The organism is Paenibacillus oryzae, assembly GCF_001675045.1.
In the GTDB taxonomy this organism is placed as follows: Bacteria; Bacillota; Bacilli; order Paenibacillales; family Paenibacillaceae; genus Pristimantibacillus; species Pristimantibacillus oryzae.
In genome coordinates this window covers 93,481-117,973 of record NZ_LYPA01000032.1, presented here as the reverse complement: position 1 = coordinate 117,973, position 24,493 = coordinate 93,481, and the positions used below count along the sequence as shown (strand labels likewise).

At 48.9% G+C, this 24,493-nt stretch carries 18 protein-coding genes; 12 read left to right on the top strand and 6 right to left on the bottom strand.

Annotation, left to right across the window (positions count from 1 at the left end):
• Positions 1-186: 186 nt before the first annotated feature.
• The 11 genes from A7K91_RS05500 (at position 187) to modB (ending at position 14,837) form a co-directional block, all read left to right on the top strand.
• Positions 187-1,098 carry a carbohydrate ABC transporter permease gene (locus A7K91_RS05500; RefSeq protein ID WP_068680510.1) on the top strand — a complete coding sequence of 304 codons (912 nt, stop codon included), beginning with the start codon at positions 187-189 and terminating at the stop codon, positions 1,096-1,098.
• 80 nt (positions 1,099-1,178) lie between these two features.
• Positions 1,179-1,943, top strand: coding sequence for a carbohydrate ABC transporter permease (locus tag A7K91_RS05495; RefSeq protein ID WP_082967258.1), 765 nt, complete (start codon positions 1,179-1,181; stop codon positions 1,941-1,943).
• A gap of 78 nt (positions 1,944-2,021) precedes the next feature.
• Positions 2,022-4,232 (top strand): alpha-galactosidase, encoded by a 2,211-nt coding sequence (locus A7K91_RS05490; RefSeq protein ID WP_068680507.1) that lies wholly within the window; start codon positions 2,022-2,024, stop codon positions 4,230-4,232.
• Between the two features lie 221 nt (positions 4,233-4,453).
• Positions 4,454-5,764: an ABC transporter substrate-binding protein gene (locus tag A7K91_RS05485; RefSeq protein WP_068680505.1), complete on the top strand. Its 1,311-nt coding sequence runs from the start codon at positions 4,454-4,456 to the stop codon at positions 5,762-5,764.
• 229 nt (positions 5,765-5,993) lie between these two features.
• Positions 5,994-6,833, top strand: coding sequence for a YitT family protein (locus A7K91_RS05480; RefSeq protein WP_068680602.1), 840 nt, complete (start codon positions 5,994-5,996; stop codon positions 6,831-6,833).
• Positions 6,834-7,263: 430 nt separating this feature from the next.
• The gene (locus tag A7K91_RS05470; protein ID WP_068680499.1) at positions 7,264-8,877 is read left to right on the top strand and encodes a Na/Pi cotransporter family protein; all 1,614 of its coding nucleotides are present in this window, start codon (positions 7,264-7,266) and stop codon (positions 8,875-8,877) included.
• 274 nt (positions 8,878-9,151) lie between these two features.
• Positions 9,152-10,639 (top strand): amidase family protein, encoded by a 1,488-nt coding sequence (locus A7K91_RS05465; RefSeq protein WP_068680495.1) that lies wholly within the window; start codon positions 9,152-9,154, stop codon positions 10,637-10,639.
• 317 nt (positions 10,640-10,956) lie between these two features.
• Positions 10,957-11,736, top strand: a complete 780-nt coding sequence (locus A7K91_RS05460) for a GTP cyclohydrolase II (RefSeq protein WP_068680493.1) — start codon at positions 10,957-10,959, stop codon at positions 11,734-11,736.
• Positions 11,729-12,820, top strand: a complete 1,092-nt coding sequence (ribD, locus tag A7K91_RS05455) for a bifunctional diaminohydroxyphosphoribosylaminopyrimidine deaminase/5-amino-6-(5-phosphoribosylamino)uracil reductase RibD (protein ID WP_068680488.1) — start codon at positions 11,729-11,731, stop codon at positions 12,818-12,820. The genes A7K91_RS05460 and ribD overlap by 8 nt, the downstream gene beginning before the upstream one ends.
• A 482-nt stretch (positions 12,821-13,302) precedes the next feature.
• Positions 13,303-14,178, top strand: coding sequence for a molybdate ABC transporter substrate-binding protein (gene modA, locus A7K91_RS05450; protein ID WP_068680486.1), 876 nt, complete (start codon positions 13,303-13,305; stop codon positions 14,176-14,178).
• A gap of 2 nt (positions 14,179-14,180) precedes the next feature.
• Positions 14,181-14,837: a molybdate ABC transporter permease subunit gene (modB, locus tag A7K91_RS05445; RefSeq protein WP_425415644.1), complete on the top strand. Its 657-nt coding sequence runs from the start codon at positions 14,181-14,183 to the stop codon at positions 14,835-14,837.
• A 76-nt stretch (positions 14,838-14,913) separates the two neighbouring features.
• On the opposite strand, the gene A7K91_RS05440 is transcribed toward modB, so the two are convergent.
• The 3 genes from A7K91_RS05440 to A7K91_RS05430 all read right to left on the bottom strand — a co-directional run bounded on the left by A7K91_RS05440 (position 14,914) and on the right by A7K91_RS05430 (position 18,961).
• Positions 14,914-15,390 carry a hypothetical protein gene (locus A7K91_RS05440; protein WP_068680482.1) on the bottom strand — a complete coding sequence of 159 codons (477 nt, stop codon included), beginning with the start codon at positions 15,388-15,390 and terminating at the stop codon, positions 14,914-14,916.
• Between the two features lie 158 nt (positions 15,391-15,548).
• The gene (locus tag A7K91_RS05435; RefSeq protein WP_068680480.1) at positions 15,549-17,741 is read right to left on the bottom strand and encodes a GH92 family glycosyl hydrolase; all 2,193 of its coding nucleotides are present in this window, start codon (positions 17,739-17,741) and stop codon (positions 15,549-15,551) included.
• A 68-nt stretch (positions 17,742-17,809) separates the two neighbouring features.
• Positions 17,810-18,961: a GntR family transcriptional regulator gene (locus tag A7K91_RS05430; RefSeq protein WP_068680478.1), complete on the bottom strand. Its 1,152-nt coding sequence runs from the start codon at positions 18,959-18,961 to the stop codon at positions 17,810-17,812.
• 791 nt (positions 18,962-19,752) lie between these two features.
• On the opposite strand from A7K91_RS05430, the gene A7K91_RS05425 reads away from it, so the two are divergent.
• Positions 19,753-20,052 (top strand): hypothetical protein, encoded by a 300-nt coding sequence (locus A7K91_RS05425; protein WP_068680476.1) that lies wholly within the window; start codon positions 19,753-19,755, stop codon positions 20,050-20,052.
• A gap of 116 nt (positions 20,053-20,168) precedes the next feature.
• Here the strand turns inward: A7K91_RS05425 and A7K91_RS05420 are convergent, their stop codons facing one another.
• The 3 genes from A7K91_RS05420 to A7K91_RS05410 all read right to left on the bottom strand — a co-directional run bounded on the left by A7K91_RS05420 (position 20,169) and on the right by A7K91_RS05410 (position 24,387).
• Complete coding sequence (locus A7K91_RS05420; protein WP_169833377.1) at positions 20,169-22,019, bottom strand: cyclic nucleotide-binding domain-containing protein; 1,851 nt, start codon at positions 22,017-22,019, stop codon at positions 20,169-20,171.
• A gap of 309 nt (positions 22,020-22,328) precedes the next feature.
• Positions 22,329-22,949 carry a hypothetical protein gene (locus A7K91_RS05415; RefSeq protein WP_068680475.1) on the bottom strand — a complete coding sequence of 207 codons (621 nt, stop codon included), beginning with the start codon at positions 22,947-22,949 and terminating at the stop codon, positions 22,329-22,331.
• A 208-nt stretch (positions 22,950-23,157) separates the two neighbouring features.
• The gene (locus A7K91_RS05410) at positions 23,158-24,387 is read right to left on the bottom strand and encodes an aminopeptidase (protein WP_068680473.1); all 1,230 of its coding nucleotides are present in this window, start codon (positions 24,385-24,387) and stop codon (positions 23,158-23,160) included.
• Positions 24,388-24,493 lie beyond the last annotated feature (106 nt).

The following is a 24,493-nucleotide window of genomic DNA, read 5'->3' as shown; positions in this document are numbered from 1 at the left end:
GGAAAGGGTGTCTTGAGGGCGAGTTTTTTTGCCGGCTTTTATCCACTAAAAAATAGGATCAAAATAAAGCCGGCAAAAATGTTTGAGCTTCCAAGACACCCTTTTCCTGCAGGTACCGGTTTTGTTGAATATTTATTCACCGAAATAGACTTTTCGGACAGCCCCATTTGATAGGAGAGGAAAACTATGAATAGACTAGCAGCCAAACGGATCTCCAGACAAACATGGGGTGAATGGAGCTGGGGCTGGTTTCTGATCGCGCCAACTATTATTGGACTTGTTGTATTAAATATCATTCCCATTATTCAAACGGCATTTCTCAGTCTCCATAAAAGCGGCGATTTCGGCCGCGGCAACATTTATGTCGGTTTTGATAATTACGTCAAAATGTTTCAGGATGCTCAGGTTTGGCATGCGGTTGGCAACACGCTTCTGTATGCGCTGCTCGTTGTGCCGACCAGCATTGCGCTTTCCCTGGTTGTCGCCGTTTTTCTGAACGGAAAAATTCGAGGCAAGTCCATCTACCGCACCATTTATTTTATCCCGATGGTTGCGGCCCCGGCTGCGGTTACGATGGTATGGAGATGGCTCTATAACGAGCATTTCGGACTGATCAATTACGTTCTTTCGCGCATCGGCATTAACGCCGTTGATTGGGTAGGCAATCCCAAGCTTTCTCTTTTTTCCATCGCCATTATCGGAATCTGGAGCGTTATCGGCTATAACATGGTTTTGCTGCTTGCGGGATTGCAGGAAATTCCAAAGGATTATTACGAAGCCTCCGATATTGACGGAGCGAGCAAAATGCGGCAATTTTTTATGATTACGCTGCCGCTGTTATCGCCGACCTTGTTTTTTGTTATCGTGACCTCGCTTATTCAGGCCATGCAGGTATTCGACGTGATCTACATGATGATTGACGTCATGAGCCCGGCCTATAACAATACGGTTTCACTCGTTTATTTGTTCTATAACAACTCCTTTAAATATTCCAACAAAGGATACGGCTCCGCCATCGTTATGCTGCTGCTCCTGATCATTATGGTGATTACCTTTATCCAGATGAGAGCGCAAAAAAAATGGGTTAACTACATGTAAGGAGGTTGAATCCTGTGGCACAACAAAAACGGCTTACCCGCTTGTTTGTTCATCTATTGCTTTTTACCGGAGCTGCGCTTATGATTTTGCCTTTTGGCTGGATGCTGCTGACTTCCTTCAAAACGGTAACGGAATCCACCTCTATGAATCCGTTTGTGTTTTTTCCTTCGGTCTGGAAGTGGGAAAATTATGTCGAGGTGCTTCAGCAAAACAACTTTTTCAGGCTGTACTGGAATACGTTCGCTATGGTGTTTTTGAGAATCGCTTGCTCCATCGTGTTTAGCGCGATGGCGGCTTATGCGTTTGCCCGCCTGAAATTTCCGGGCCGCAACTTCTTTTTTGGACTGGTGCTGTTCCAGATGATGGTGCCGACCCAAATTTTCATCATTCCGCAATATTTGATGGTGGATTCGCTTGGCATGCGAAATACGATTTTTGCCTTGCTGTTCCCCGGCCTCGTAAGCGCATTTGGCACCTTTCTTCTTCGCCAGTTTTTTATGGGCTTGCCGAAGGAGCTGGAGGAGGCGGCAAAGCTCGACGGCTGCAACATCGGACAAACGTTTGTCCGGATTATGCTTCCGCTCGTTCGCTCCGGCATGGTGGCGCTTGGTATTTTCACCGCATTGTTCGCCTTTAAGGACCTGATGTGGCCGATGATCGTGAATACCAATTCCAATGCGGCCACCTTATCGTCGGCGCTGGCCAAGATTCAGGGAGCCTATTCGGTCGATTATCCCGAGCTGATGGCGGCTTCCGTATTGGCGATTGCGCCTATGCTGGTGCTGTATATCATCTTCCAGAAGCAATTTATTGAAGGGGTCGCCACAAGCGGCGGCAAGCTGTAATCAGTAATGGGAAGCATTCGCCAGCGGTATTAAGGCGCGGACAAGGGAGATCATTTCGCTAAAAGAGGAGATTATGGAATGACGATACGATTTAACGAAGCCTCTGGAGAATTTCATCTGTTTAATGATGACATCAGCTATGTAATCGGCATTTTGCGCAATGGGCAGCTTGGCAATCTCTATTTTGGCAAAAGGGTGAAGGAGCGGGAGACGTTCCGGCATCTTCTGCAGGGAGAGCTGCGTTCGCTTGCCGCTTATGTGTTCGAAAACGACTACGAGCTTTCGCTGCAGCATACGAAGCAGGAATATCCCTCCTACGGAACGACCGATTTCCGTTATCCGGCGTTTGAGATTCTGCAAGAAAACGGAAGCCGTATTACCTGCTTTCAATATAAGTCCCATGATATCTTCCTTGGCAAAAGAAAGCTTGAAGGGCTGCCGGCGACATATACGGAGCAGCCCCAAGAGGCGGAAACGCTGGAAATAACGCTATACGATGAAGTAATCGACGCGGAGCTGATTCTGAGCTATAGCATTTACCGGGACAGTCCCGTGCTGACGCGACACGTGCGTTTTATTAATCGCGGAAGCCATGAGCTGGTATTGACGCGCGCGCTCAGCCTGTGCGTCGACCTTCCCGACGATGACTTCGAGATGGTGAATCTCGCCGGAGCGTGGAGCCGGGAGCGGCATGTTGTTGTTGGCGGGCTGAAGCAAGGGGTGCAAGGAATTTATAGTCTTCGGGGAGCGAGCAGCGCAGAGCATAATCCTTTTCTGGCGCTGAAGCGCCCTTCCGCAGACGAGCATGCGGGAGAGGTGTACGGGTTCAGCTTTGTATACAGCGGAAACTTCCTGGCGCAAGCCGAGGTGGATACGCATCATGCTACGAGGGTGCTGATGGGCATCCATCCCGACGGCTTCCAGTGGCCGATGGCTCCCGGCGAAAGCTTTCAAACGCCGGAGGCGGTGATCGTGTATTCCGACGCGGGACTAAACGGCATGAGTCAAACCTTTCACCAGCTCTACCGTACAAGACTGGCGAGAGGGCAATGGAGAGATTCCGTCAGGCCGATTCTCATAAACAATTGGGAGGCGACCTCGTTCCATTTTGACGAATCCAAAATATTGGGCATCGCCCGGACGGCGAAGGAGCTGGGCATCGAGCTGTTTGTTCTGGATGACGGCTGGTTCGGAGCCCGCAACAATGATGCTGCCGGACTTGGCGATTGGAGCAGCGTCAACCCGGAGAAGCTGCCGGACGGCATAGATGGACTGGCGAGCAAAATTGAAGCTTTGGGCATGAAGTTTGGCCTCTGGTTCGAGCCGGAGATGGTCAACAAGGACAGTGATCTGTACAGAGCTCATCCCGATTGGATCATTGAGACGCCGGGGCGTTCCGCCTCACCGTCCCGAAATCAATATGTGCTGGATTTCTCCCGCCGCGAGGTAGTGGATGAAATTTATCGGCAAATGTCCTCCATTCTTCGGGGAGCGTCCATCAGCTATGTTAAATGGGATATGAACCGGTACATTACGGAATGTTATTCCGCCACAGCGGGATCTGGCGGACAAGGAAAGGTCTTCCATAAATACATCCTTGGGGTGTATGATTTATATGAACGCTTGACGTCGGAATTTCCGCATATATTGTTTGAATCCTGCTCTAGCGGCGGCGCAAGATTTGATCCCGGCATTCTCTATTACGCTCCGCAGACGTGGACAAGCGATAATACGGATGCGGTGGAGCGCTTGAAGATTCAGTATGGCACCTCCTTTGTGTACCCGCTGAGCAGCATGGGGGCTCATGTATCCGAGGTTCCGAATCAGCAGCTTGGACGGATAACGCCGATTGAAACAAGGGCAAATGTGGCTTGTTTTGGCGCCTTTGGCTATGAGCTGGACCTGAACCATCTCACCGATGACGAACGAGAGACGGTAAGGCGGCAAATCACCTTTGCAAAGCGGCATCGGGAGCTTATCCAGAAGGGTGTTTTCTATCGGCTGTTAAGTCCATTTAGCGGCAATGTTACGGGCTGGATTGTCGTATCGGAGGACAAAACGGAAGCTCTTGCCGGGTATTATCGGGTACTTAACGGGGTTAATGAAGGCTGGAAGCGAATGAAGCTTGCCGGTCTGGAGAGCGACTTTAGCTACAGAATCAACGATGATTCCAGCCGGGTCCATTACGGCGATGAGCTGATGAACGCGGGGATTGTAATCCGCAAGGAAGAGCTGTGCAACGGCACAGGCGACTTTGCATCCGCGCTCTATTATATGGAACGCGTATGAAATGATATAAGTTGAACAATCGAAATAAGCAACAGGCCAGAGTGTGAATGGTTCTGGAGAAGCGAAGCGCTCGTTTGTGTTCCCGGATTTCACCATTAACTCCTATTATTTAAGGAAATCCGGGAACAACTACGATCGGAAGAACCTTTCACATGGCGGCCCTCCTGCCAAAATTCTTTTGTTCAACTTAAAAAAAGATGACCAAAGGGGTTTTGGGCATCATGGTCAAAAAAAGCTGGAGACAATTTATTGGCATCATGCTGCTGATCGTGCTGCTGCCCGCATGTAAAAGCACGGGCGGCAATTTGAACACATCCATGATTAATAACGGTGACGACGAGACGTCCGGCGAGCAAATCACGCTGCGATATTCCAGCTATTTGCTGGATACGGCTCAGGCGGGCAAGGTTTATTATGATGCAATCAGGGAGTTTGAGGAGCAGAATCCTTCCATCAAGATTGAAACGGATTTTATCCAAAATAACAACTATACAGCGGGTATCAAAATCCGGCTGCTTGGCGGCGAGCAGATGGATGTGTTCGATACATGGTCTCCCAGCTTGTTCGAGGAATTCCGGGCGCTCCGCAGCGACATTTATCTGGACCTTACGCTTTCGGAGTTTCTGGACGATTTTTTTCCTAATTCCTTAAAGCCTGTCACCATCGACAACAAGGTGTATGGCGCGCCGGAGGTTATGCATAGCGACGGGCTGCTCTACAACAAGGTGCTGTTCGACAGGTTTGAGCTGGAGGTCCCGGAAACATGGGATGAGCTGCTGCAGGTTTGCGAAAGGCTTAAGGAGGAAGGAATCATTCCTATCGCCATGGATGCGGAGTGGTCAACCGCCCAGTTTTTCTGGGGTTCGATTATGTCCAACAATGGCGCGGATCAGGAATGGACCCGCAAGCTGGAGTCGGGAGAGATCAAAATCACCGATCCTATCTTTGTGGAAGCGATCGGGATGCATAAGGAAATAATAGACCGGGGCTACGTTCCCCCGGACTGGCAAAGCCTGAAGCATGAGCAAGCCAAGGACTTGATTGGCGAAAGAAAAGCAGCAATGATCATTACGGGAACGTGGGACATCCCCAGCATTCAGGAGCGCAATCCCCGTAATGACATCCGCTTTATGATGGTTCCCGGGCGGGAGAAGACGGTTCCCAACATTAACGTCGGCACCTACCGAGTCATTAACTCCATGACGAAATATCCCGAGGAGGCCAAAAAGTTTGTTGCTTTTATGACGGGGAAGTCCACACAGGAAAAGCTCGCGGCCGGCGCTTTGGCTGTTCCCTCCATCGTGACGGCAAGCGTAGACAATCCCGTGGCGGCACAGATTGCGGCCGCCGTCACAAGAGAAGATGCGGTGCTATATTGGCCGCATACGGTTTCAACGGAAACGCTGCAAACGCAAATCCAGGAAGCGGTAAACCGCTATTTAGGCGGACAAAGTCTTGACTCCACGCTCCGGGAAATCCAGCTTGTTGTAGATCAGGCGGCAGCCAAGCGGCGAACGGCCAAACCATCGTAATCTTTTCGTCAGTCTCGCTCTGAGGGGTTCAGGGCGAGGCTGTTTGCGTTTTCCAGCCGTTAACAAAATATATTGTATACAAATTTTGCGACTCCTGTTAGAATCATTGCTGGGGCATAGGTAACACCACTTGACAGCTATGGGCGCGAAGAGACGTTTTTGCGTTATGGAACAACAGGTACGCTCTGTGCGCAAGCTGATTTTTTTGAAGAATTGGATGGAATGCAGCATGAAGAAACGAATAGTGGATATAGCTTGTTTGATGGTTGGCGCGTTTTTTTTCGCTTTGGCGGTCAATTTGTTTGTTATTCCCAATGATCTGGCCGAAGGCGGGGTTACGGGGATTACGATTATTTTGTATTATTTGTTCCAGTGGTCGCCGGGGTTGATGAACCTGATTCTGAACGGCATTTTGCTCATTGTGGGTTATAAATTTCTGGATAAAACGACAACGGTATATACGATCATAACGGTGCTGTTCAACTCTCTGTTTCTGCATGTTACAGAAAGCTGGAGCATCAATTCCGACGAGCTTTGGGTCAATACGATTTTTGCAGGTGTTTTTGCGGGACTTGGCATAGGGCTTATTGTACGCGTCGGCGGCACAACCGCAGGAACGGTCATTTTGGCGAGGATCGCCAACAAATATCTGGATTGGAGCATTAGCTACGCGCTGCTGTTTTTTGATCTGATTGTGGCGTTTTCCTCGTTTTTCATTATTGGAGCCAAGGGGCTTATGTGTACGATCGTGCTGCTGTTTGTTGGCACGAAGGTGATGGAATTTATGATTGAGGGCCTTAATCCCAAAAAAGCGATTACGATTATATCCTCCAAGCAGGACAATATCGCGAAGCAGGTCATTGAAAAAATGGACCGCGGCGTAACCGTGCTGTCGGGGCATGGCTATTATACAAAAAATCCGAAGGAAATATTGTATATCGTCATTAGCAAGCAGGAGGTTCCCATGCTGAAAAGGATCGTGCGGGCAGAGGATGTTGACGCTTTTATTACGATTCATGATGTGCGCGATGTGTTCGGGGAAGGCTTTATTGAGCTTTCCAAGACGTAAAGAGGCGGAAGCTGCAGGGAAGAAAAGCAGCAGACTAGCAGTAAATATGAGGCGGCAAGCGGCAGCTGGCAGCACATGCTGGTGGAAGCAAGAAGTGTAAGCCTGAGATAGCAAAGAGATAGTAGTATGCAGTTAATAAGTTGCCCCGATTAAGCCGCCTATAGGGCGGCTTTTTAGTTTGTTCGGGGCGGGGACTCAACTAAATCAGGCTAACAACGATTCGTCCCAGCGTTCTGGATTGCAAAATATCGCGAAGCGCATCATTGACGCTGGAGTATGTGCTCCGAATCGGGATATCTCCCTCCGGCAACATTACGGCCGGTTTTTTAACTTTTTGTCGAAAAAGGGTTTATTAATGTTTTGTAAATTACTTATAATGGGGGAGGCGCTTCTACGGCGCTCCTATCATTTGGGTATAGGGGGAGAATGAGTGAATTGGCAGGATGTAATTTTTAAGTTTGCAGGAGGACTCGGCATTTTTTTATTCGGCATCAAATATATGTCGGACGGGCTTCAGAAATCGGCAGGCGACAAAATGAGAGATGTACTGGCCAAGTATACGTCTAATCCTTTTTTGGGTGTGTTGTTTGGTATCGGAGTTACCATTTTAATTCAGTCGTCAACAGGCACGACCGTTATGGCTATCGGGCTAATCAATGCCGGCTTGATGACGTTAAGACAAGCGATCGGCGTCATTATGGGCGCTAACATCGGGACAACGATGACGGCGTTTATCGTGGGGATCAAAATTGAAACGTATTCGCTGCCCATTATCGGCCTTGGAGCTATTTTGCTCTTTTTTATCGGCCGAAAAAAGGTACAGTACATAGGTCAGGTTGTATTTGGCTTCGGCATGCTGTTTCTGGGTTTATCCACGATGGGCAGCGGCCTCAAGCCGCTTAGCCAATTGCCCGCTTTTTCGGATTTTATCGTAAACATGTCGGAATATCCCGTATTAGCGCTTCTTGCGGGAACTATCTTTACTGTTATTATTCAAAGCTCTACAGCAGCTATCGGCATTCTCCAAACGCTGGCGGATGAAGGCATGATCAGCTTCCGCCATTCCTTGCCGATCCTGTTCGGCGATAATCTTGGAACGACGATTACGGCTATAATCGCTTCCATTGGCGCCACCGTTGCAGCCAGACGCGCGGCATTGGTGCATGTTATGTTCAATGTGCTTGGCGTTATTCTCTTTATGATTTCGCTGCCTCTGGTTTACAATGTGCTGATGTGGATTGGGCCGGACATTAACGTTCGAATGCAAATCGCTTATGCGCACGGCTTTTTTAATGTAGCCAATACGATTATTTTCTTCCCGCTTATTCCATTCCTGGCCTGGATCGTGACCAAAATGGTTCCGGGCAAAATGGAAGAGCTGGAGTTTGCGCCAAAATTTCTGGATCTCCGGCTGCTGGCTACGCCTTCTATGGCGCTGGGACAGGCCCAGCATGAAATTATGCGCATGGGCAAATATGCAAGGGAAGCGCTTGAGGATGCTACCGGATACTTTTTCCGCCGGGATGCAAAATCAGCCGCCATGGCTCTGCAGAAGGAGCAATTAGTCAATGAGCTTGAACGAAAAATAACGGATTATATGGTGAAAATTCACCAAAACGGCTTGCCGGAGGCGGAGTCCGAGCGGGCGACCGGTCTTATGCACGCGGTAAATGATATTGAACGGATTGGCGACCATGCAGAAAACATCGTGGAGCTGACTCAATATTGCGCGGATAACAAAGTGGAAATATCACAGGATGCGGAGCTGCAGCTGAGGGACATGCTGGAGCTGGCCGACCGGGCCGTGGAGCGGGCGATATATGCGCTTGAGCATCATGACCGGAGCGCGGCCGATGAGGTGCTTCTTCACGAGGCGGAGCTGGACCGGATGGAGAGGGAATATCGAACGGCCCATATTAACCGGCTTAACCAGAACGCCTGCACCGGCAATAGCGGAGCGATTTTTCTGGATATAATCCACAATCTGGAGCGCGTTGGCGACCATAGCAAAAATATTGCACAATATGTTTTGAAGGTAGAGTAAGACGATACTATCTGCAATTCAGCAAAACCGGTCCGCTTTATTTTGATCCTATCTGTAGTGGATAAAAGCGGACAAAAAAGCTCGCCCTCAAGACACCCTTTCCCGTCCAGTCCTCTATGCCGGGATGTTCGGAAGCCCGAATTCAGGCCCCTGCAGCCTTAATAATATCGCGAATTTGCTTATCATAATTCACATTGGAAGGGGAAGAGGGCGTGTAGACAAATTAAAATCAGGGTAGCTTTTCCAATTATCCATAAAGCCGGGGGTATAACCAATGAATGAAGAGCATCATCTCATTACGCTTTCGCTGGACCCGGAGGAGGCCACCATTCTTGAGCTGCAGCAAGCTATGGAGAATGGGAGCTTAACCTCGCGGGAGCTGGTGTTTTATTATCTGCTCCGCATAGCCCGTTATGACCAGGACGGACCTTGCATCAATTCGGTTCTGGAAGTGAATCCCGACGCTATTTTTATAGCGGAGGCGCTTGATCTGGAACGGCAGAGCCAGGGAAGCCGGGGGCTTCTGCACGGCATTCCGATTCTGGTCAAGGATAATATTGAAACAAGGGATAAAATGCGGACAACTGCCGGTGCGTTTGCGCTGTCCCGGCATGTGGCGCAGGAGGATGCTTTTTTGATCAAAAGACTTCGGGAAGCGGGTGCCGTTCTGCTTGGCAAAACCAACCTGACGGAATGGGCAAACGGCATGTCCTCCACGATGTGGGCGGGATATAGCGCAATGGGCGGTCAGGTTCGTCATCCCTATGGCGACTTCTTTGTAGGCGGCTCCAGCACGGGTTCGGCTGCAGCGGCTGCAATGACCTTCGCTGCGGCTGCGGTGGGAACGGAAACGACAGGTTCTATTTTGAGCCCGGCAACGCAGCAATCGGTCGTTGGCATCAAACCTACGGTTGGTTTGATCAGCCGTACGGGAGTTGTTCCGTTCACTTATAGTCAGGATACGGCGGGGCCAATGGCCCGGACGGTTACAGATGCGGCTGTATTATTGGGAGCGCTGACAGGCCGCGATGAAGAGGACCCGGCGACATGGCGCAATCCTGCTAATAACGGAAATAGCTTGGACTATACCACCTTCTTGAATAAGGATGGCTTGCGGGGCGCTCGGATAGGAGTATTCCGGAAGGCTCCGGAGGGTGAGCTTTCCTCCTATGACGAAAATTTGTTTAATGATGCCATCGAAACGCTTCGCCAGGGAGGCGCGGAGGTGATCGAGTCCATCGAAATTCCTTCTTTTGACGGGCCTTGGAAGTGGAATAAGCTAAACCTGGAGTTTCAGCACAGCATTAATCGTTATTTGCAGAAGCTTCCGGCTCATGCCCCTGTTCATTCTCTGGATGAGCTTATTGCCTGGAACGAGGAGCATAAGGAGCATGCGCTCCGTTATGGTCAAGATATGCTGCAATACCGGGCGGGTTTAAGCGGCGCTCTTAAAAATAAAGACTATATTATGGAATCTGTATCCGACTTGCTTCAGGCTCAGGACAGTGGTATTGATTACGCCTTGAAGCGCGATAATCTGGACGCGATCCTTTTTGCGGCCGATGTCGGCTCGGATTTGAGCGCCCGGGCCGGGTATCCCAGTGTTGCCGTGCCTGCGGGATATTTGGCTAACGGTAAGCCCTTTGGCATTACTATTGCCGGAACAGCTTTTGCCGAAGCCAAGCTTATTTCCATAGCGTATTCCTTTGAGCAAGCTACGAAGCTGCGCAAGAAGCCTATAATGAAATCTGATCCGTCATAATGAAGCAGATAAAGCCAAGCATGCCAGCGCAACATTCCGGCCAGCTTGGCTTTTCTCTATGCTAAGCGCCGATTTACCTATTGACTTGCCTGCCAACTTATAATAAATTACTTATACAAATATTAATTTATTATGACTTATATCATATCCCGGTGAAAACTGCCTATGTACATCAACATACGGATGACGGGAGTACAAGCGTTGTTTTTACACATATTAAGACAACAATCATTTTTCTGTATAAGTCGCTTCACTTGGCGGCATCTCCGCTGCATTTTTTTGTTCGACTTATATAGCCCGGAAAAGGAGACATACTTATGCCCGCCATAAAAACCTTAGACCCAAAAGTCCTGTCCTTATTGCAACCGAAAATTAAGCTGATTAAAAAGGATGAAGGGGCTATTTATCTGGTTGGTCCCATTAAGCTGCCGGTTAACCTGGATGGGCAAACCATCGAGTTCAAATGGTACTGCTGGTTGAACTGCAAGGAGGTAACGGAGGATTTCGAGCGTATCGTCGCCAAGCTGTCCGCTGTTAATTTGGCCGAGCTTCAGCAGTCTAGCGTGCTCGTCTACGGAGATTTCGAGCAGGAGGAAAGCGCCTTGATCCGGTTTCACTCCATTTGCCATACTGGCGATATTTTTGGCAGCAAGCGTTGCGACTGCGGCTTCCAATTGAAGCAGTCTATGAAGCAAATCGCGGAGCATGGAAGCGGCGCTTTGTTTTATTTAGCCAACCATGAAGGAAGAGGCATCGGTCTTTTCAGCAAGGCTCTTGCTTATATTTTGCAGGAAAACGGCTTTGATACGGTGGATGCCAATCTTCAGCTTGGCTTTGCTGATGATGCGCGGGATTACAGCGATGCCATTGCGGTGCTGAAAACGCTGCGGAGCAAGCCAGTTTCGCTTCTGACGAATAACCCTCGAAAGCTGGATGCATTGGGCAAAGCCGGTCTGGATGTTGCAGGACGGGTGCAGCTATGGGGAGATGTTTCGGAGTATAATGAAAAGTATCTGCAAACCAAAATACATCGCTCCGGCCATTTAAACGAAGAGGATGGCATGGGCGAAGACAAGGACTGCTGCAACAATGACTAATCATGAATTTTATATGGATCTGGCGCTGCAAAATGCGATGGCGATGAAGGGACAAACCGATCCCAATCCCCTGGTTGGTTCTGTCGTTGTTAATGACAATCGCATTGTAGGCGTTGGCGCTCATATGAAGGCAGGAGAGCCCCATGCCGAAATTCATGCCATTCGTATGGCAGGCGAGCATGCAAGGGGCGCTACGATTTACGTTACGCTTGAGCCTTGCTCCCATCATGGCCGAACCGGACCTTGCGCGGTAGCTATTGTTGAAGCCGGCATTAAAAAAGTTGTGATCGCCACACTGGATCCCAATCCTTTGGTTTCGGGAAGAGGCGTAGCTATTCTGCAAGAAGCCGGAATTGAAGTCATCGTTGGCGTTTGCGAGGAAAAATCCCGAAAAATGAATGAAGTGTTCAACAAGTTCATCCTTGAAAAAACGCCGTTTGTCACGTTGAAAACAGCTATTACGATGGACGGGAAAATCGCAAGCCATTCGTTTCACAGCAAATGGATCACCTCGGATGCCGCGCGTGAGGACGTTCATGTCTTGCGTAATCAGCACGCCGCGATTCTGGTTGGCGCCAATACCGTAATCAAGGACGACCCGCAGCTAACGACAAGATTGCCAAACGGGAGAAATCCCGTCAGGGTCATTATGGATTCCACGTTGCGGCTTCCGTTGGACGCTAGGGTCGTAACCGACGGAGAAGCGCCAACATGGGTATTTACGACAAGCCGGCATGATTCCGAGAAGAAAAAAGCGCTTGAGGAGGCTGGAGTCCGCGTTTTTGTTACGGACCAAGACGACAGGGTACATCCAGCGGAGGTGCTTCATACGCTCGGCAAGGAGCTGATTTCCTCCCTTCTCATAGAAGGAGGCGGCGAGGTGAACGCTTCCTTTTTTGAACATCGGCTTATTGATAAAGTAATCCTTTATATGGCTCCAAAGCTGATTGGAGGCCGCAATGCTCCATCTTTCTTGGCAGGCATGGGTTTACCGCAAATGAGCGATGCGGTGGAGCTGGACGATCTTAGCGTTGAGAAGCTTGGCAAAGACTTTAGATTTGTTGGTTATCCAAATTATGTGTAAGACTTGGAACAACCACTTTTAGTGTGCCTCCCGGGGCTGCTCCTTGATTGTCGAGATTTCCCAATCCTGCCGATAGATAGGCGAAGTGTCTTTATCCGGTTGACGAAGCACGGGATGCAGCTTCTGGAGGCATAGTCTGAAATGCGTGTCGAGGAATTAAACCGGGCCGGCTTGATGACTATTTACAAGGAGAAGTACAGTCATGAAGATGAATCGCTAATTGTACATACTACAAAATAAGGACAATTGAAATGGAATTATCCATTTAACCTCTTCAATGTTGGAGAGGTTTTTGTGTTTAAAAATGCACATGCCCAAATAATATCAAATCGAATCAAATTATATGAAATCGATATGAAGGTGATGTAAAAGCATTGATTCATATCATGAAACGATATATATTGATGGAGTATAGTTTTGTTTAGATATGATGTGTATGATTTAGTTTTGTTTTGTTTGAGGGAGAATGTGGAGGGATTCATATGTTTAATGGGGTTAAAAATCAATGGCTTATACTGCTGTTTGCTGCGATAATGATAGTATTTACAGGCTGCGGCGGTTCTCAAAATGCAAATGGTAATGCGCCGGCAGCTGCGACTGCTTCCTCAGAAAGCGCATCGGAGCAAAGCCATCAGCCGGAGGAGAGTCAGAAGCCCGCTGAAACGGTTGAGCTTACCATCTCTTCTGCCGCTAGCATGACAGATGCCTTGGCCGACATTCAAAAGCTGTATGAAGCCCATCATTCCGGCATAAAGCTAAACTTTAACTTTGGCGCTTCCGGCGCATTACAGCAGCAAATTGAGCAGGGAGCGCCTGCCGATTTATTCCTGTCAGCCGCTGTCAAAAATATGACCGCGCTTGTTGATGAAGGATTAGTAGATTCCGGCCAGCAAACAAACCTGCTGAAGAACGAATTGGTTGTGGTTGCCGCTGCGGATTCCGCCGCATTGATTCAGAAGGTTGAGGACTTGAGCAATGCCGAAGTAAAAACCATTGCTATTGGCATTCCGGAAAGCGTACCGGCTGGCAATTACACGAAGGAAGCTTTGACAGCCCTGAACCTGTGGGATACGCTCCAGTCCAAATCAGTTCAGGCCAAGGATGTAAGGCAGGTTCTGCAATATGTGGAAACCGGCAACGCGGATGCGGGTTTTGTATATAAAACCGATGCATTGTCGTCGGATAAAGTGAAAATCGCATTTGTTGTTGATCCATCGACCTACAAGTCCATCCAGTACCCGATCGGTATCGTAAAAGCAACCAAACACGCCAAAGAAGCTGAAGATTTCTACGCGTATTTGCAAACGCAAGAAGCATTGGACGTTTTTGTAAAATACGGATTTTCCGTTGCTGAATAATGATGGTTAACTGGCATGATTTTTGGCTTCCAATCAAACTGTCCTTACAGGTTTCGCTGCTCTCCAGTATTATCGTTATTGTTATTGGTGTAGCTGTTGCTCATTGGATGTCCCGCCGCTCCTTTAGAGGCAAGATTTTTGTGGAAACGGCATTTATGCTGCCGTTGGTGCTTCCGCCAACGGTTGTTGGCTTTTTGCTTCTGGTGATGCTGGGACGCAGAAGCTGGCTCGGGAAATGGATCGAATGGCTGTTTGACGCGCCGATTGTATTTTCATGGTGGGCAGCGGTTGTGGCAGCGGTTGTGGTTGCTTTTCCGCTGGTTTATCAAACGATGAAAACAGGTTTTTTATCCATAGACCGGGATTTGGAGGATGCCGGACGCTCCATCGGGGCGAATGAATGGCAGGTATTGCGGTATATTACGCTTCCGCTGGCGTTTCGCTCGCTTGTAACGGCTTATATTCTCGGATTTGCCCGCAGCCTTGGGGAATTTGGCGCCACGTTAATGATTGCGGGAAACATCCCCGGAAAAACCCAGACCCTTCCTACAGCCATCTATGTTGCGGTTGACTCTGGCAATATGGAGATAGCTTGGTTATGGACGGGGGCTATTATTATCATCTCCTTTGTTTTGCTGCTGGTCAGCAGGAGAGGGTGAGCAAATTGGCAATAAAGAAAGCGGCACTTTCAGTGTTATTAGAACGCTAAAAGTGCCGCTTTTTGGTGTAAAGTGATTATTGTTCATTTATCTCCATGTATGTGCCGTTAATCGGATTGAAAAAGAAAGATACTTTTTGATTGTTAATTTGCATGTTTATTACATATCCTCTTTTTAAAAAATAATTCAGTTTTTTAGTTGATTTCATTGTTTTGGTTTTAGTATGGATAGCTTCTACATTTGCGTTTTCAGGTAAGTTGTGCAAAATCATCGTTGTTGCTTCGTTATATGTGTATCGCGGCATTTGGTTAACTGTTATGATGATTAACGCAATCAACAGTAACAAGCTTCCTATGAGTGAGGATAAATGATAAATAATTTTTTTTCTCGATAACAATATATTTGAATAAGTAGCCATGCATGCAGCAAAAAACGAGATAACAATCAACTCTGAATTAATTCCCGCTGCTTGATAAGCGATAACGCAGTTTATGATTAATACGATGGAAAAGAACAGACTGCATACGACATTCGCAAGAGTTCTCTTTTTCATAAAACATTTACCTCGAGCTAAGCGAGGAATTAGCGGGTTGAGTAAAAAGTAAGTATATGAGCAAGCAAAAAACCAAAAAAACCGGCTGAACACCGCGTTCTAATGGGGAACGCTTTTTCAGCCGGCTTTTTATTGTTTGAGACTTTGCTATTTTTACTCTACTTCTTCGTTAACGAAAACGGAAGCTCGTCTGCGCTGTAGCTCCGGTGAGTTGGCGCCAGGCCAAGGCGGAAGTCCAGCGTTTTGCCCGCCATGATGTCCTCGTGGGTAATGAACAGCTTGGTATACTTTTCGCCGTCCACCTCAAGCTTGCTGACAAAGTTGGATTGCGGGTTGTTGTTTTCCGTATTGACTTGCAGCTGCTTGCCGTTCGCGAGCTCCACCGTTACGCTGTCGAACAACGGAATGCCCAGCACGTATTCATTGCTGCCCGGGCAAACCGGGTAGAAGCCCATAGAGCTGAACACGTACCAGCCGGACATGCTGCCGTTGTCCTCGTCGCCAGGGAAGCCGTCATACCCGCTGTTGAACAGATGCGTCATGATTTGTTTAATGACGATTTGCGACGAAGCCGGTTGGCCCACATAGTTGAACAGATACGGAATATGGAAGCTTGGCTGATTGGAAATCGCCACCTGGCCGAAATCGACAGCAGCCATTTCGCTCATTTCGTGTATTTCAAAGCCGTAGCCCTTGACATCAAAGTCCGGCGCTTTGTTGCAAAGCTCCGTGATTTTTTCAAAGAATTTGTCGCTGGAGCCATGCTCGTTGATCAGGCCCTGGAAGTCGTGGTATACGGCATAGCCGTTTTGCCAGGAGCTGCCCTCCGCGTAATCCAGTCCCCAGCTCGTATCGCTAAAGCCCGGACGGAACTCGCCGTCCTTGCTTTTGGCGCGCATATGGCCCGTTTCCTTGTCAAAAATATTGCGGTAGTTCAAGGAGCTTTGCTTATATTTCTCCGCTACGTCGGTTTTGTTCAGTACGCTTGCCACCTGGCTGATGCAGAAATCGCTGTAGGCGTAATCCAGCGTATGATTGACGCTCTCATGGTAATCCAGCGGCACGTAGCCGTATTTCAGATAGTCGATCGTGCCTTGGCGGCCGTAACCGTCCTTCTGGCTTTGCGTCGTTGCGGCAGTCAGCATCGCTTCAAGCATCTCCGGCATCATGTCCATGCCGATGCCTTTTTTGGCAGCGTCCGCAATAACTGCGTCGATCAGCGTTCCCGGCATCAGGCCGCGCTCGTCGGGGGAGAGCCATTTTGGCAGGAAGCCTGTTTCCCGGTAGGAATTAAGGTAGCCCTGCATCATTTCCTCGTACTCCTTCGGAGCGATCAAGGAATAAAGCGGATAAACCGTTTTGTACGTATCCCAGAAGCCGTTGTTGGTGTAGAGAATGCCCTTTTGCACCTCTTTGGCGGTTGTGTTGTAATGGATCGGCTCGCCGTTTTCGTTAAGCTCATAGAACCTTTGCGGGAACAGGAACATGCGGTACAGACAGGTGTAGAAGGTTTTTACCTTTTCCTCGTCGCGGTCGCTCACCTTGATTTTATTCAGGTAATGGTTCCATTTGTCCGCTGCTTGCTCCTTCAGCTCCTCGAAGCTGAATTCCAGCTCGCGGCTGTAGTTCAGGCTTGCCTGATCAAAGCCGATGTAGGAGGTGGACAGCTTGGCCAGCAGCGTGCCTCTTTCACAATCCAGGAACCGGATCACGAAATGGCGGTCTGTTCCGTCCAGCTCGGTTGCCTGCGTAAAGTTGCCTTCGGAGTCATAGTAACCGGTAGATGCTGCGTCGATTTCTTTATCAAAGGTCAACACGGCGTAAATGCCGAAATTTTCATCGCGGCAGCCGGAGTAGTTATTGAAAAAGCCGCTTAAGGTACGGTTTTTGATGTCCAGCGTCAATTGGCTCTTTTGCTTGGCGTTGATGACAAAGCCCGCTTGCTGCACCGAATTGTATTTGACGCGAATAGCCGCGCCGTAGCAGGTTGGAGTCAGCTCCGACACGATGTTGTAGCGCTGCTGCTTCACCTTTACATAGTTAGGCTTGAACGTAGCTTCCTCCGGACGGTAGGAGCTTTGGCAGGTGAAGACGGTGCCGCGGATTTTGTCATCGGCAATTGGCGTCATCAGGAAATGCGCGAAGTCGCCCATCCACGGACTTGGCTGATGCGTCAGGCGGTAGCCCTGAAATACGCGGTCGTTCGGATTAAAATACCAGCTGCCTTCGTTTTCGGTTTGCACCGCAAAATGGTTCATGCCAAAAGGAACGGCCGTATAAGGCAGCGCGTTGCCGTTGGAGTAGGTGTACTTGTTGTTTGTGCCTTGTCTGGTGTCGATGTAATGCAGCATGTGGACTCTCCTTTAGGTTGTTAAATAGTTACGGTTAAATAGTTACGATAGAATCGGGCGTGCGGCGATTATGACCGGCCCTGCAAGGTTTTGACGGTTTGGCGCTCCATGAGAGCGACGGGAACAATTGCGGGCTCCGGCCGCTGCATGGGATTGCGTATTTGCTGCACCAGCATTTCCGCTGCCATATAGCCCATTTGCTCAAAATTTTGCGAAATCGTTGTCAGCTTAGGCTCAATTAAATCCGCGAGCTGAATATTATCGAAGCCGATGATGGAGAGATCATCCGGAACGGATAACCCCATCTCCTTGGCAGCGCCGATAAACTCGATGGCCCGGAGATCATTTTCCGCTACGACTGCGGTTACGCCTTGCTCCAGCAAGCTCTGGATCAGCCGGATATAACTTTCTCTGCTGATGTCCACCTCATGCGCCAGATAATGATCCGTCGTATCGGCAGCCTCCCGATCCAGCAATCCATGGTCAAACATCGCTTTCAGATAACCCAAATAGCGCTCCCGGATGCTATACGAGCTCTCTACCTTCAACGAGGAAATAAAAGCGATTTTCTGATGATGGTTTTGAATCAAATGGGCTGTGGCCATATAGCCCCCTCCGAAGTTGTCGGAAACGACGGATGGAAAGGGCAAGCCTTCGATCTGTTTGTCCATGATGACAATCGGAAATTGCTTTAAACGGTATTGGTACAAGGCGCCGACATCGGAATGGCTGTCCACCGGATAATAGATCAGTCCCCGATTGGGGCCGCGCAAGGCATTTTCCAGCAGCCTGCGCTGGCCGAAATTGGAGCTGGACTGGATATTCAGCGTATAGCCTGCCTGGCTAAGATAGTCATTAATCCCTTTTTCGTAATCGCCTAATCCGGGATTATGGGCAAACGGCAAAATCAAAAGCACGCTGTTTTCAGCATTGCCGTAAGGCCCGCTATGAACTTGGCCGCCAGCCTCCGCTGCTTGCCCTTGGCCATGGGGAGCAGTTTGGCTCTGCTCCCGCACAAAGCTTCCCCGGCCCTGTACCCGGTAAATTAGCCCTTCATTCTCCAGCTCGGTCAATGCCCGCTTGGATGTAATCCGGCTGACGCCGAACTGACTGGACAATTCCGCTTCCGTTGGCACCTGATCTCCGCTTCCCAGCTCTCCGGAACCTATTTTCGCCTTGATGGCATCAACGATTTTTTGATACAACGGTATATTGGTCATAACAATACTCCTCTTTCATATTTGGTATATCATATTAGAGGTCATTTTGTCAAAATGGTATATGTATGTTTTTGTAGTATGATGTTGGTTGACTCTCGACACGATGCCCGTTTTTTTAAGCGCTGGTGCAAAAAAAGGGTGTTTGCATGGAGGGTGAAGGGCGATAACTCTCGATATTTGGCGGTTCCATGAGGGGCGCCGCTTGTCAAAGGCACGAAGGACGTGTCGGAGAGACTGCTATTATGACATGAATTGTTGTTGTATTGATTTATACTATATCGCATTTTGGCAGAATACAAGCTGTCAATGCTCGTCATTCTACGGAGGCAAAGTCAGCGTGACATGTCGTTTCATGCTGGTGTGATCGATTTGATATATCAAATTTGGCGGAGGATAGGGGGGCGTGTTGTCGTTGTCTCGTTTAAGTCCGTATAGGTTTGTTTCAATCAGGAAGCAGCTTGGGAATGTCGGGAATAGTGATCCTTGTCATTGTTAAAATGCATCCAGTTTGCAAAACGCTTCAATGGGTATAAAATAAGGAGGAGAAGATTTCTATATAAGTTCAACTAAATAATGTTGGCAGGGGCCAGGCCGCCGTGAGGAAGGTTCTTCCGATCGCAGTTGTTTCCAGATTTCTTGATTGTATTTGTTTAATGTAGAAATCCGGAAACACAAGCGAACACTCCGCTTCTCCAGAACCATCCTCACTTTGGCCAGTTACTGACGGTTTTTTAGTTGAACTTATATAACTCACTATTCAGAACAAAGCGTGAAGACGGGAGATGGCCTATATGTATACGCGACTGAAACAGTTAGAGGATCGGTTGAGTGAACAGCATCACAGAGATTTATTCCTTCAGGCGAAGCATACGCTCGGCGCTTTGGACGATTTGGCGGATCAACATCGTCGCTACAGCTCCATGCAGGCGATAAGCGGCGTAAAGATCGTGGGTAGCGAGGAAGCATTGTTCTACAATACGCTTGCGGAAGTGAAGGAGCAAATCATATTGACGCTTGAAAAAACGTTAAATGATCTGGAGCACAAGGGCGACAAGCATTATGACAAAAATTTTGTAGACGGAGTCGAGTAGGAACGGACTTGTAAGGTGACTCGATTAAAAACAAATAGGCCGGGCGGACGGGGAGTACCCCTTAACCGTCCGGCTTTTTGCTGTGAAATAAAAGGAAGCCGTATGCTATCAAAAGATCATGGGCTGGAACGCAGCGCCTGTCCGCATCGGGCGCAATAGCTTAGCTGACTGGGCGCAAGCGTTCCGCAGGCCTCGCATCTAAGAGCGGGCTGGGGCGAGGAGGCAGCATCCAGCTTTTCCAGAAGGGCCGCTTGCTCAGGATACTGCGCGTCAAACGATGGGTTTAGTGTATTCAGAGCGGCGCTCTCATCCCGCACGCCTCTGTTCAAAAGCCGGAAGAGGATAAACAAGCCGGCTGCTCCAATAAGAAGCATGCCTGGTATACGTAAAGCTCCTTCCATAAAGCTGCTGTTCCACAAGGCATGCAGCAACAGGCTTGTCGCCAGCAGGAGCAGCGTAGCAACAGAGTTTCGGCTAACGGCCTGTCGTGATGTTGGGCGGACTCTGTTTTTAAGACCGAACCACAATCCGGCAGAACCTATGGCCGTCCAGGTGCCGTGCCCAAAAGGAGACAGCAAGGCGCGTACCCACATCACGGCGAGCATGTCGGAGGCTGTGCCTTGCTGCAGGTAATTCCAGCCGTACCAGAGGCTTTCTGCAGCGGCAAATCCCATACCTACAGCAGCGCCGAATACGACGGCGTCCATCAGGAAGCGATGCTTTCCGCTGCGAAGAATCAGGATGCACAGCAGCAGCTTTAGCCCTTCCTCGATAATGCTGACGGCGATTGGTTCCATAATAGGCCCGGAATGAGCCAGCCAGGCGCCGCCAGCGAATAAAAGCCGGCTCTGGATCAGCCATGCCAATGGCACGGTGGTAAAGGCTGAAAGCACAAATACTTGTGCCAGCCGACTGATCCGATAACCAAGCAATTGTGAGCTTCTGATGTACGAGACAAAGGCTACAGGACCTGTCACGCTGCCAAATAGGAGAGAGGCTCCCACCCATATCGGATGCTTGAGCCATATGGCGAGAGCCGTAGAAGCAATAAACAAGCCTCCAAGGATAAAAAGCACGTTTATCCAGGCATCGCTTTTAATGGTCTCGGATTTTTTTTCAGGCTCAACAGGCTTCTCATCCTTCTCGTCCAGCAGAGGATTGCCCGCCATAGCGTCATCGGCATCGGCATAGCGAATGTTGACAAGCTCCAGAAAAAGTCGCTGAACCTGCTCGTATTGCTGCAAAATGTAATGAAACTCTTCCTTGCCCATAAGCAGGAGTTCCCCGTCCTCCAGGGCCGTCACTGTTCCGCTGCAATTTTTATTTAACAGGAGATCGCCTTCGCCGAAGCAATCCCCGCTTCCCAAAATGGCTTTTTTTCGTCCCGAACTAATGGCTTGAAATTTGCCGCTGGCAATCATATAAAGCGAATTGGCCTGTTCACCTTGGGCTACAATAATATCTCCCTTGGATACTTGTTGTCTGGACGTGACTTCAGCCAAGCCTCGAAGCTCCGCATCTGCAATGGATGACCAGATGGTTGCTTTGCGAAGCAGCCCATGAACCTGGCGTATACGCGCCGAAAACAATAAGCTTTCATAGAAAAGGGGACTTGCTTCGGCCAAGCGATAAAATGGAGCAGCTCCTAGTCGCAGAAGCGTAAGCTCGCCCAACGCTTTAATATCTGCACTTCTCGTCTCATCCAAGAGTAAAGCAATTTCCCCGACCAAGGCGCCTTCTCCGAGGACGCCGAGAATAACAGGACGACCAATTAAATTGCGCGAAGAAACCAGAGCTTGACCGCTCATAATAAAATAGCAGCAATCCCCGACCTCTCCCTCTGTGATAAAACGTTCTCCATCGTGCAATTGTTGAATCTCCATTATCGCGGCCGCACTGGCAAGCTCCGCGTCTGGCACGCCGCGCAGCAATGGATTGCGTTTCAAAAAGGATACAATATCCGTCATAATCATCTCTCCATAAAAGAACGGGGCTATCCGAAAAGTCTATTACGGTGAATAACTATTCAGCAAAACCGGTCCCTCCCGGAAAAGGGTGTCTTGGAAGCTCAAACCTATTTGTCCGCTTTATTTTGATCCTGTTTTTAGTGATAAAAGCGGACAAAAAAACTCGCCCTCAAGACACCCTTTCCCGTCCGGTCCTCTCTGCTGAATAGTTATTCGTTCCATTTGACTTTTCGGACAGCCCCGTGCTGCTTTGTCACAGATAGTCAGCCTGATTATAACAGAATTGTGCTGTGTCTGAACGAAAAATTATTAACGCATATTGCCGATAATGGAGCTTCTGGAATCCTGCATTTTTTTGATGAAATTGGTCATCAGGTCAAAAGCTTCATTCCGTTTGTTTGTCAAACTCTGCATACGCAACATGTCCATTTGCTGTGAACTGTTATTAGAATCGATGAGTGATTTAAGCCTTTCAATTATTGCATTCATTTCGGCCATGCTATACATGCTTTTCTTCTGTAGGGGTACGCCTTTCTCCAGCAAGGAATTTTGGATGGCGGCATCCAGACTGTAATTTCCGTTTATTGGATTTATCATGGCGGTCGTTACCTGGTTCAATAGAAGATTCAGCTCCGCAATGTACTTGTTGCGATCTTGGACTGCTTCGAGTTGTGTTTTTAACTGTTGTTCCAAAAGCTGGCTGCGCTGCTGCTGCACCATCATAAGTGCGGTTTCGATATCAATGGCACCAAGCGAGACATTGCCGCCAAATCCATATACATTGTTAAAGCCGATCATATTTTTTGTGCCTCCGTCGCTGAAGACCCCTTTTACAGCTGTATACGCTTGATCGTTCATCATAATTCCGGTTCCGATCACAACTCCGAGCATGGTCAATCCCATTTTGGTCAATATTTGTTTTTTCTTCATAATCAGTGGCCCCCAACCTTCACTTTGTGTTTGTTGTACTGATTATATCGTCAATAAGGAGAAAGTTCTGTAATGTGTTATACATTTTTGATTTTCCATACAATATCACTCACAATCTTGCCAATAAAGGTGCCTATTGAAATAAAAAAGCCTTCTAAACCACTATACAGGTGGAATAGAAGGCCCTTTGCTATTTTAATTAACACCCTTAAAACGCCCAGTTGCCCTTGCGGAAGACCGGCTCGACTTTACCGTCTTCGGTAATTCCGTCGATATCCATCTCGGCGGAGCCGATCATGAAATCGACATGCAGGAAGCTTTGGTTAAGTCCGGCTTGTTGCAGCTCCTCCTTGGACATGGCCGCGCCGCCCTCCACGCAGGTTGGGTACGCGTTGCCCAGAGCCAGATGGTTGGATGCATTTTCGTCAAACAGAGTATTGAAGAAAATGATGTTGGCATCCGAGATGGGAGAACGATGCGGAACAAGAGCCGCTTCTCCCAGATAACGGGAGGTGCCGTCCAGATCCAGCATCTCCTTCAAGGAGTCATAGCCTTTTTCGGCTTTGAAATCTATAACCCGCCCGTTTTGAAAAACGAGACTGAAGTTTTCAATAAGGTTGCCTTGGTAGCTGAGCGGTTTGGTACTGCTCACTATGCCGTTTGTTTCATCCTTATGAGGCGCGGTGTAAACCTCCTCCGTCGGTATGTTGGGGTTAAACGTTCCGCCACGCTCGTTTTTGGAAATGCCGCCGTTCCAGTTGTGATTTTTGGGCAGACCAATAACAAGATCCGTGCCGGGAGCGCGATAGTGGAGTTTTTTGTATTGCTTGGCGTTCAGATAAGCGCGTTTGGCGAGCAGCGTAGTATTGTGCTCCTCCCATGCCGCGACCGGGTCATCCAGCTTGACGCGGACGGCCTTGAAGATCGCTTCCCACAAGGCCTCCACGGCGGCATCCTTATCCAGCTCAGGGAATACAAGCTTGGCCCAGTTGTCAGATGGGGCTGCCACGATGGACCAGGATACTCTTTTGGAGGACGTATAGGTACGCCAATTGACGAGCGCGGCCGAGGAAACACGGGAATAATCGGCGATGCGCTTGGGATCGACGCCTTTGAGCAGCTCGGGATCGTCGGATTTGATCAGCAAATAAGCTCCGCCGCGCTCCGCGATTTCATTCATTCCCTGTACGCGCCAGGATGGGTATTCCTGAAAGGCTTCATCAGGCGCAAGGTTATACATCAATTTTGTAACTTCCTCGTCGCGCCATTCTACATGAACGTGCTTTGCACCTACCTCGTAGGCGCGTTTGACGACCAGACGGACAAGCTCCGGAATATGGATAGGGGCATTAATCCAAAGCTCTTGCCCCGGTTGAATGTTAACCGCCGTTCTGACGATCAGATCGGCATACTTTTGTAAATCTGCAATTGCTGGCATCTCTTTAACTCCTCCTCATTTCTAAATCCCTTTTGTAGCCTTTTTATTTCCCTTAGAAGTTTAACACTTTAGCGCTTAAGAAAAAAGAACGGCCGTCACACTTGGC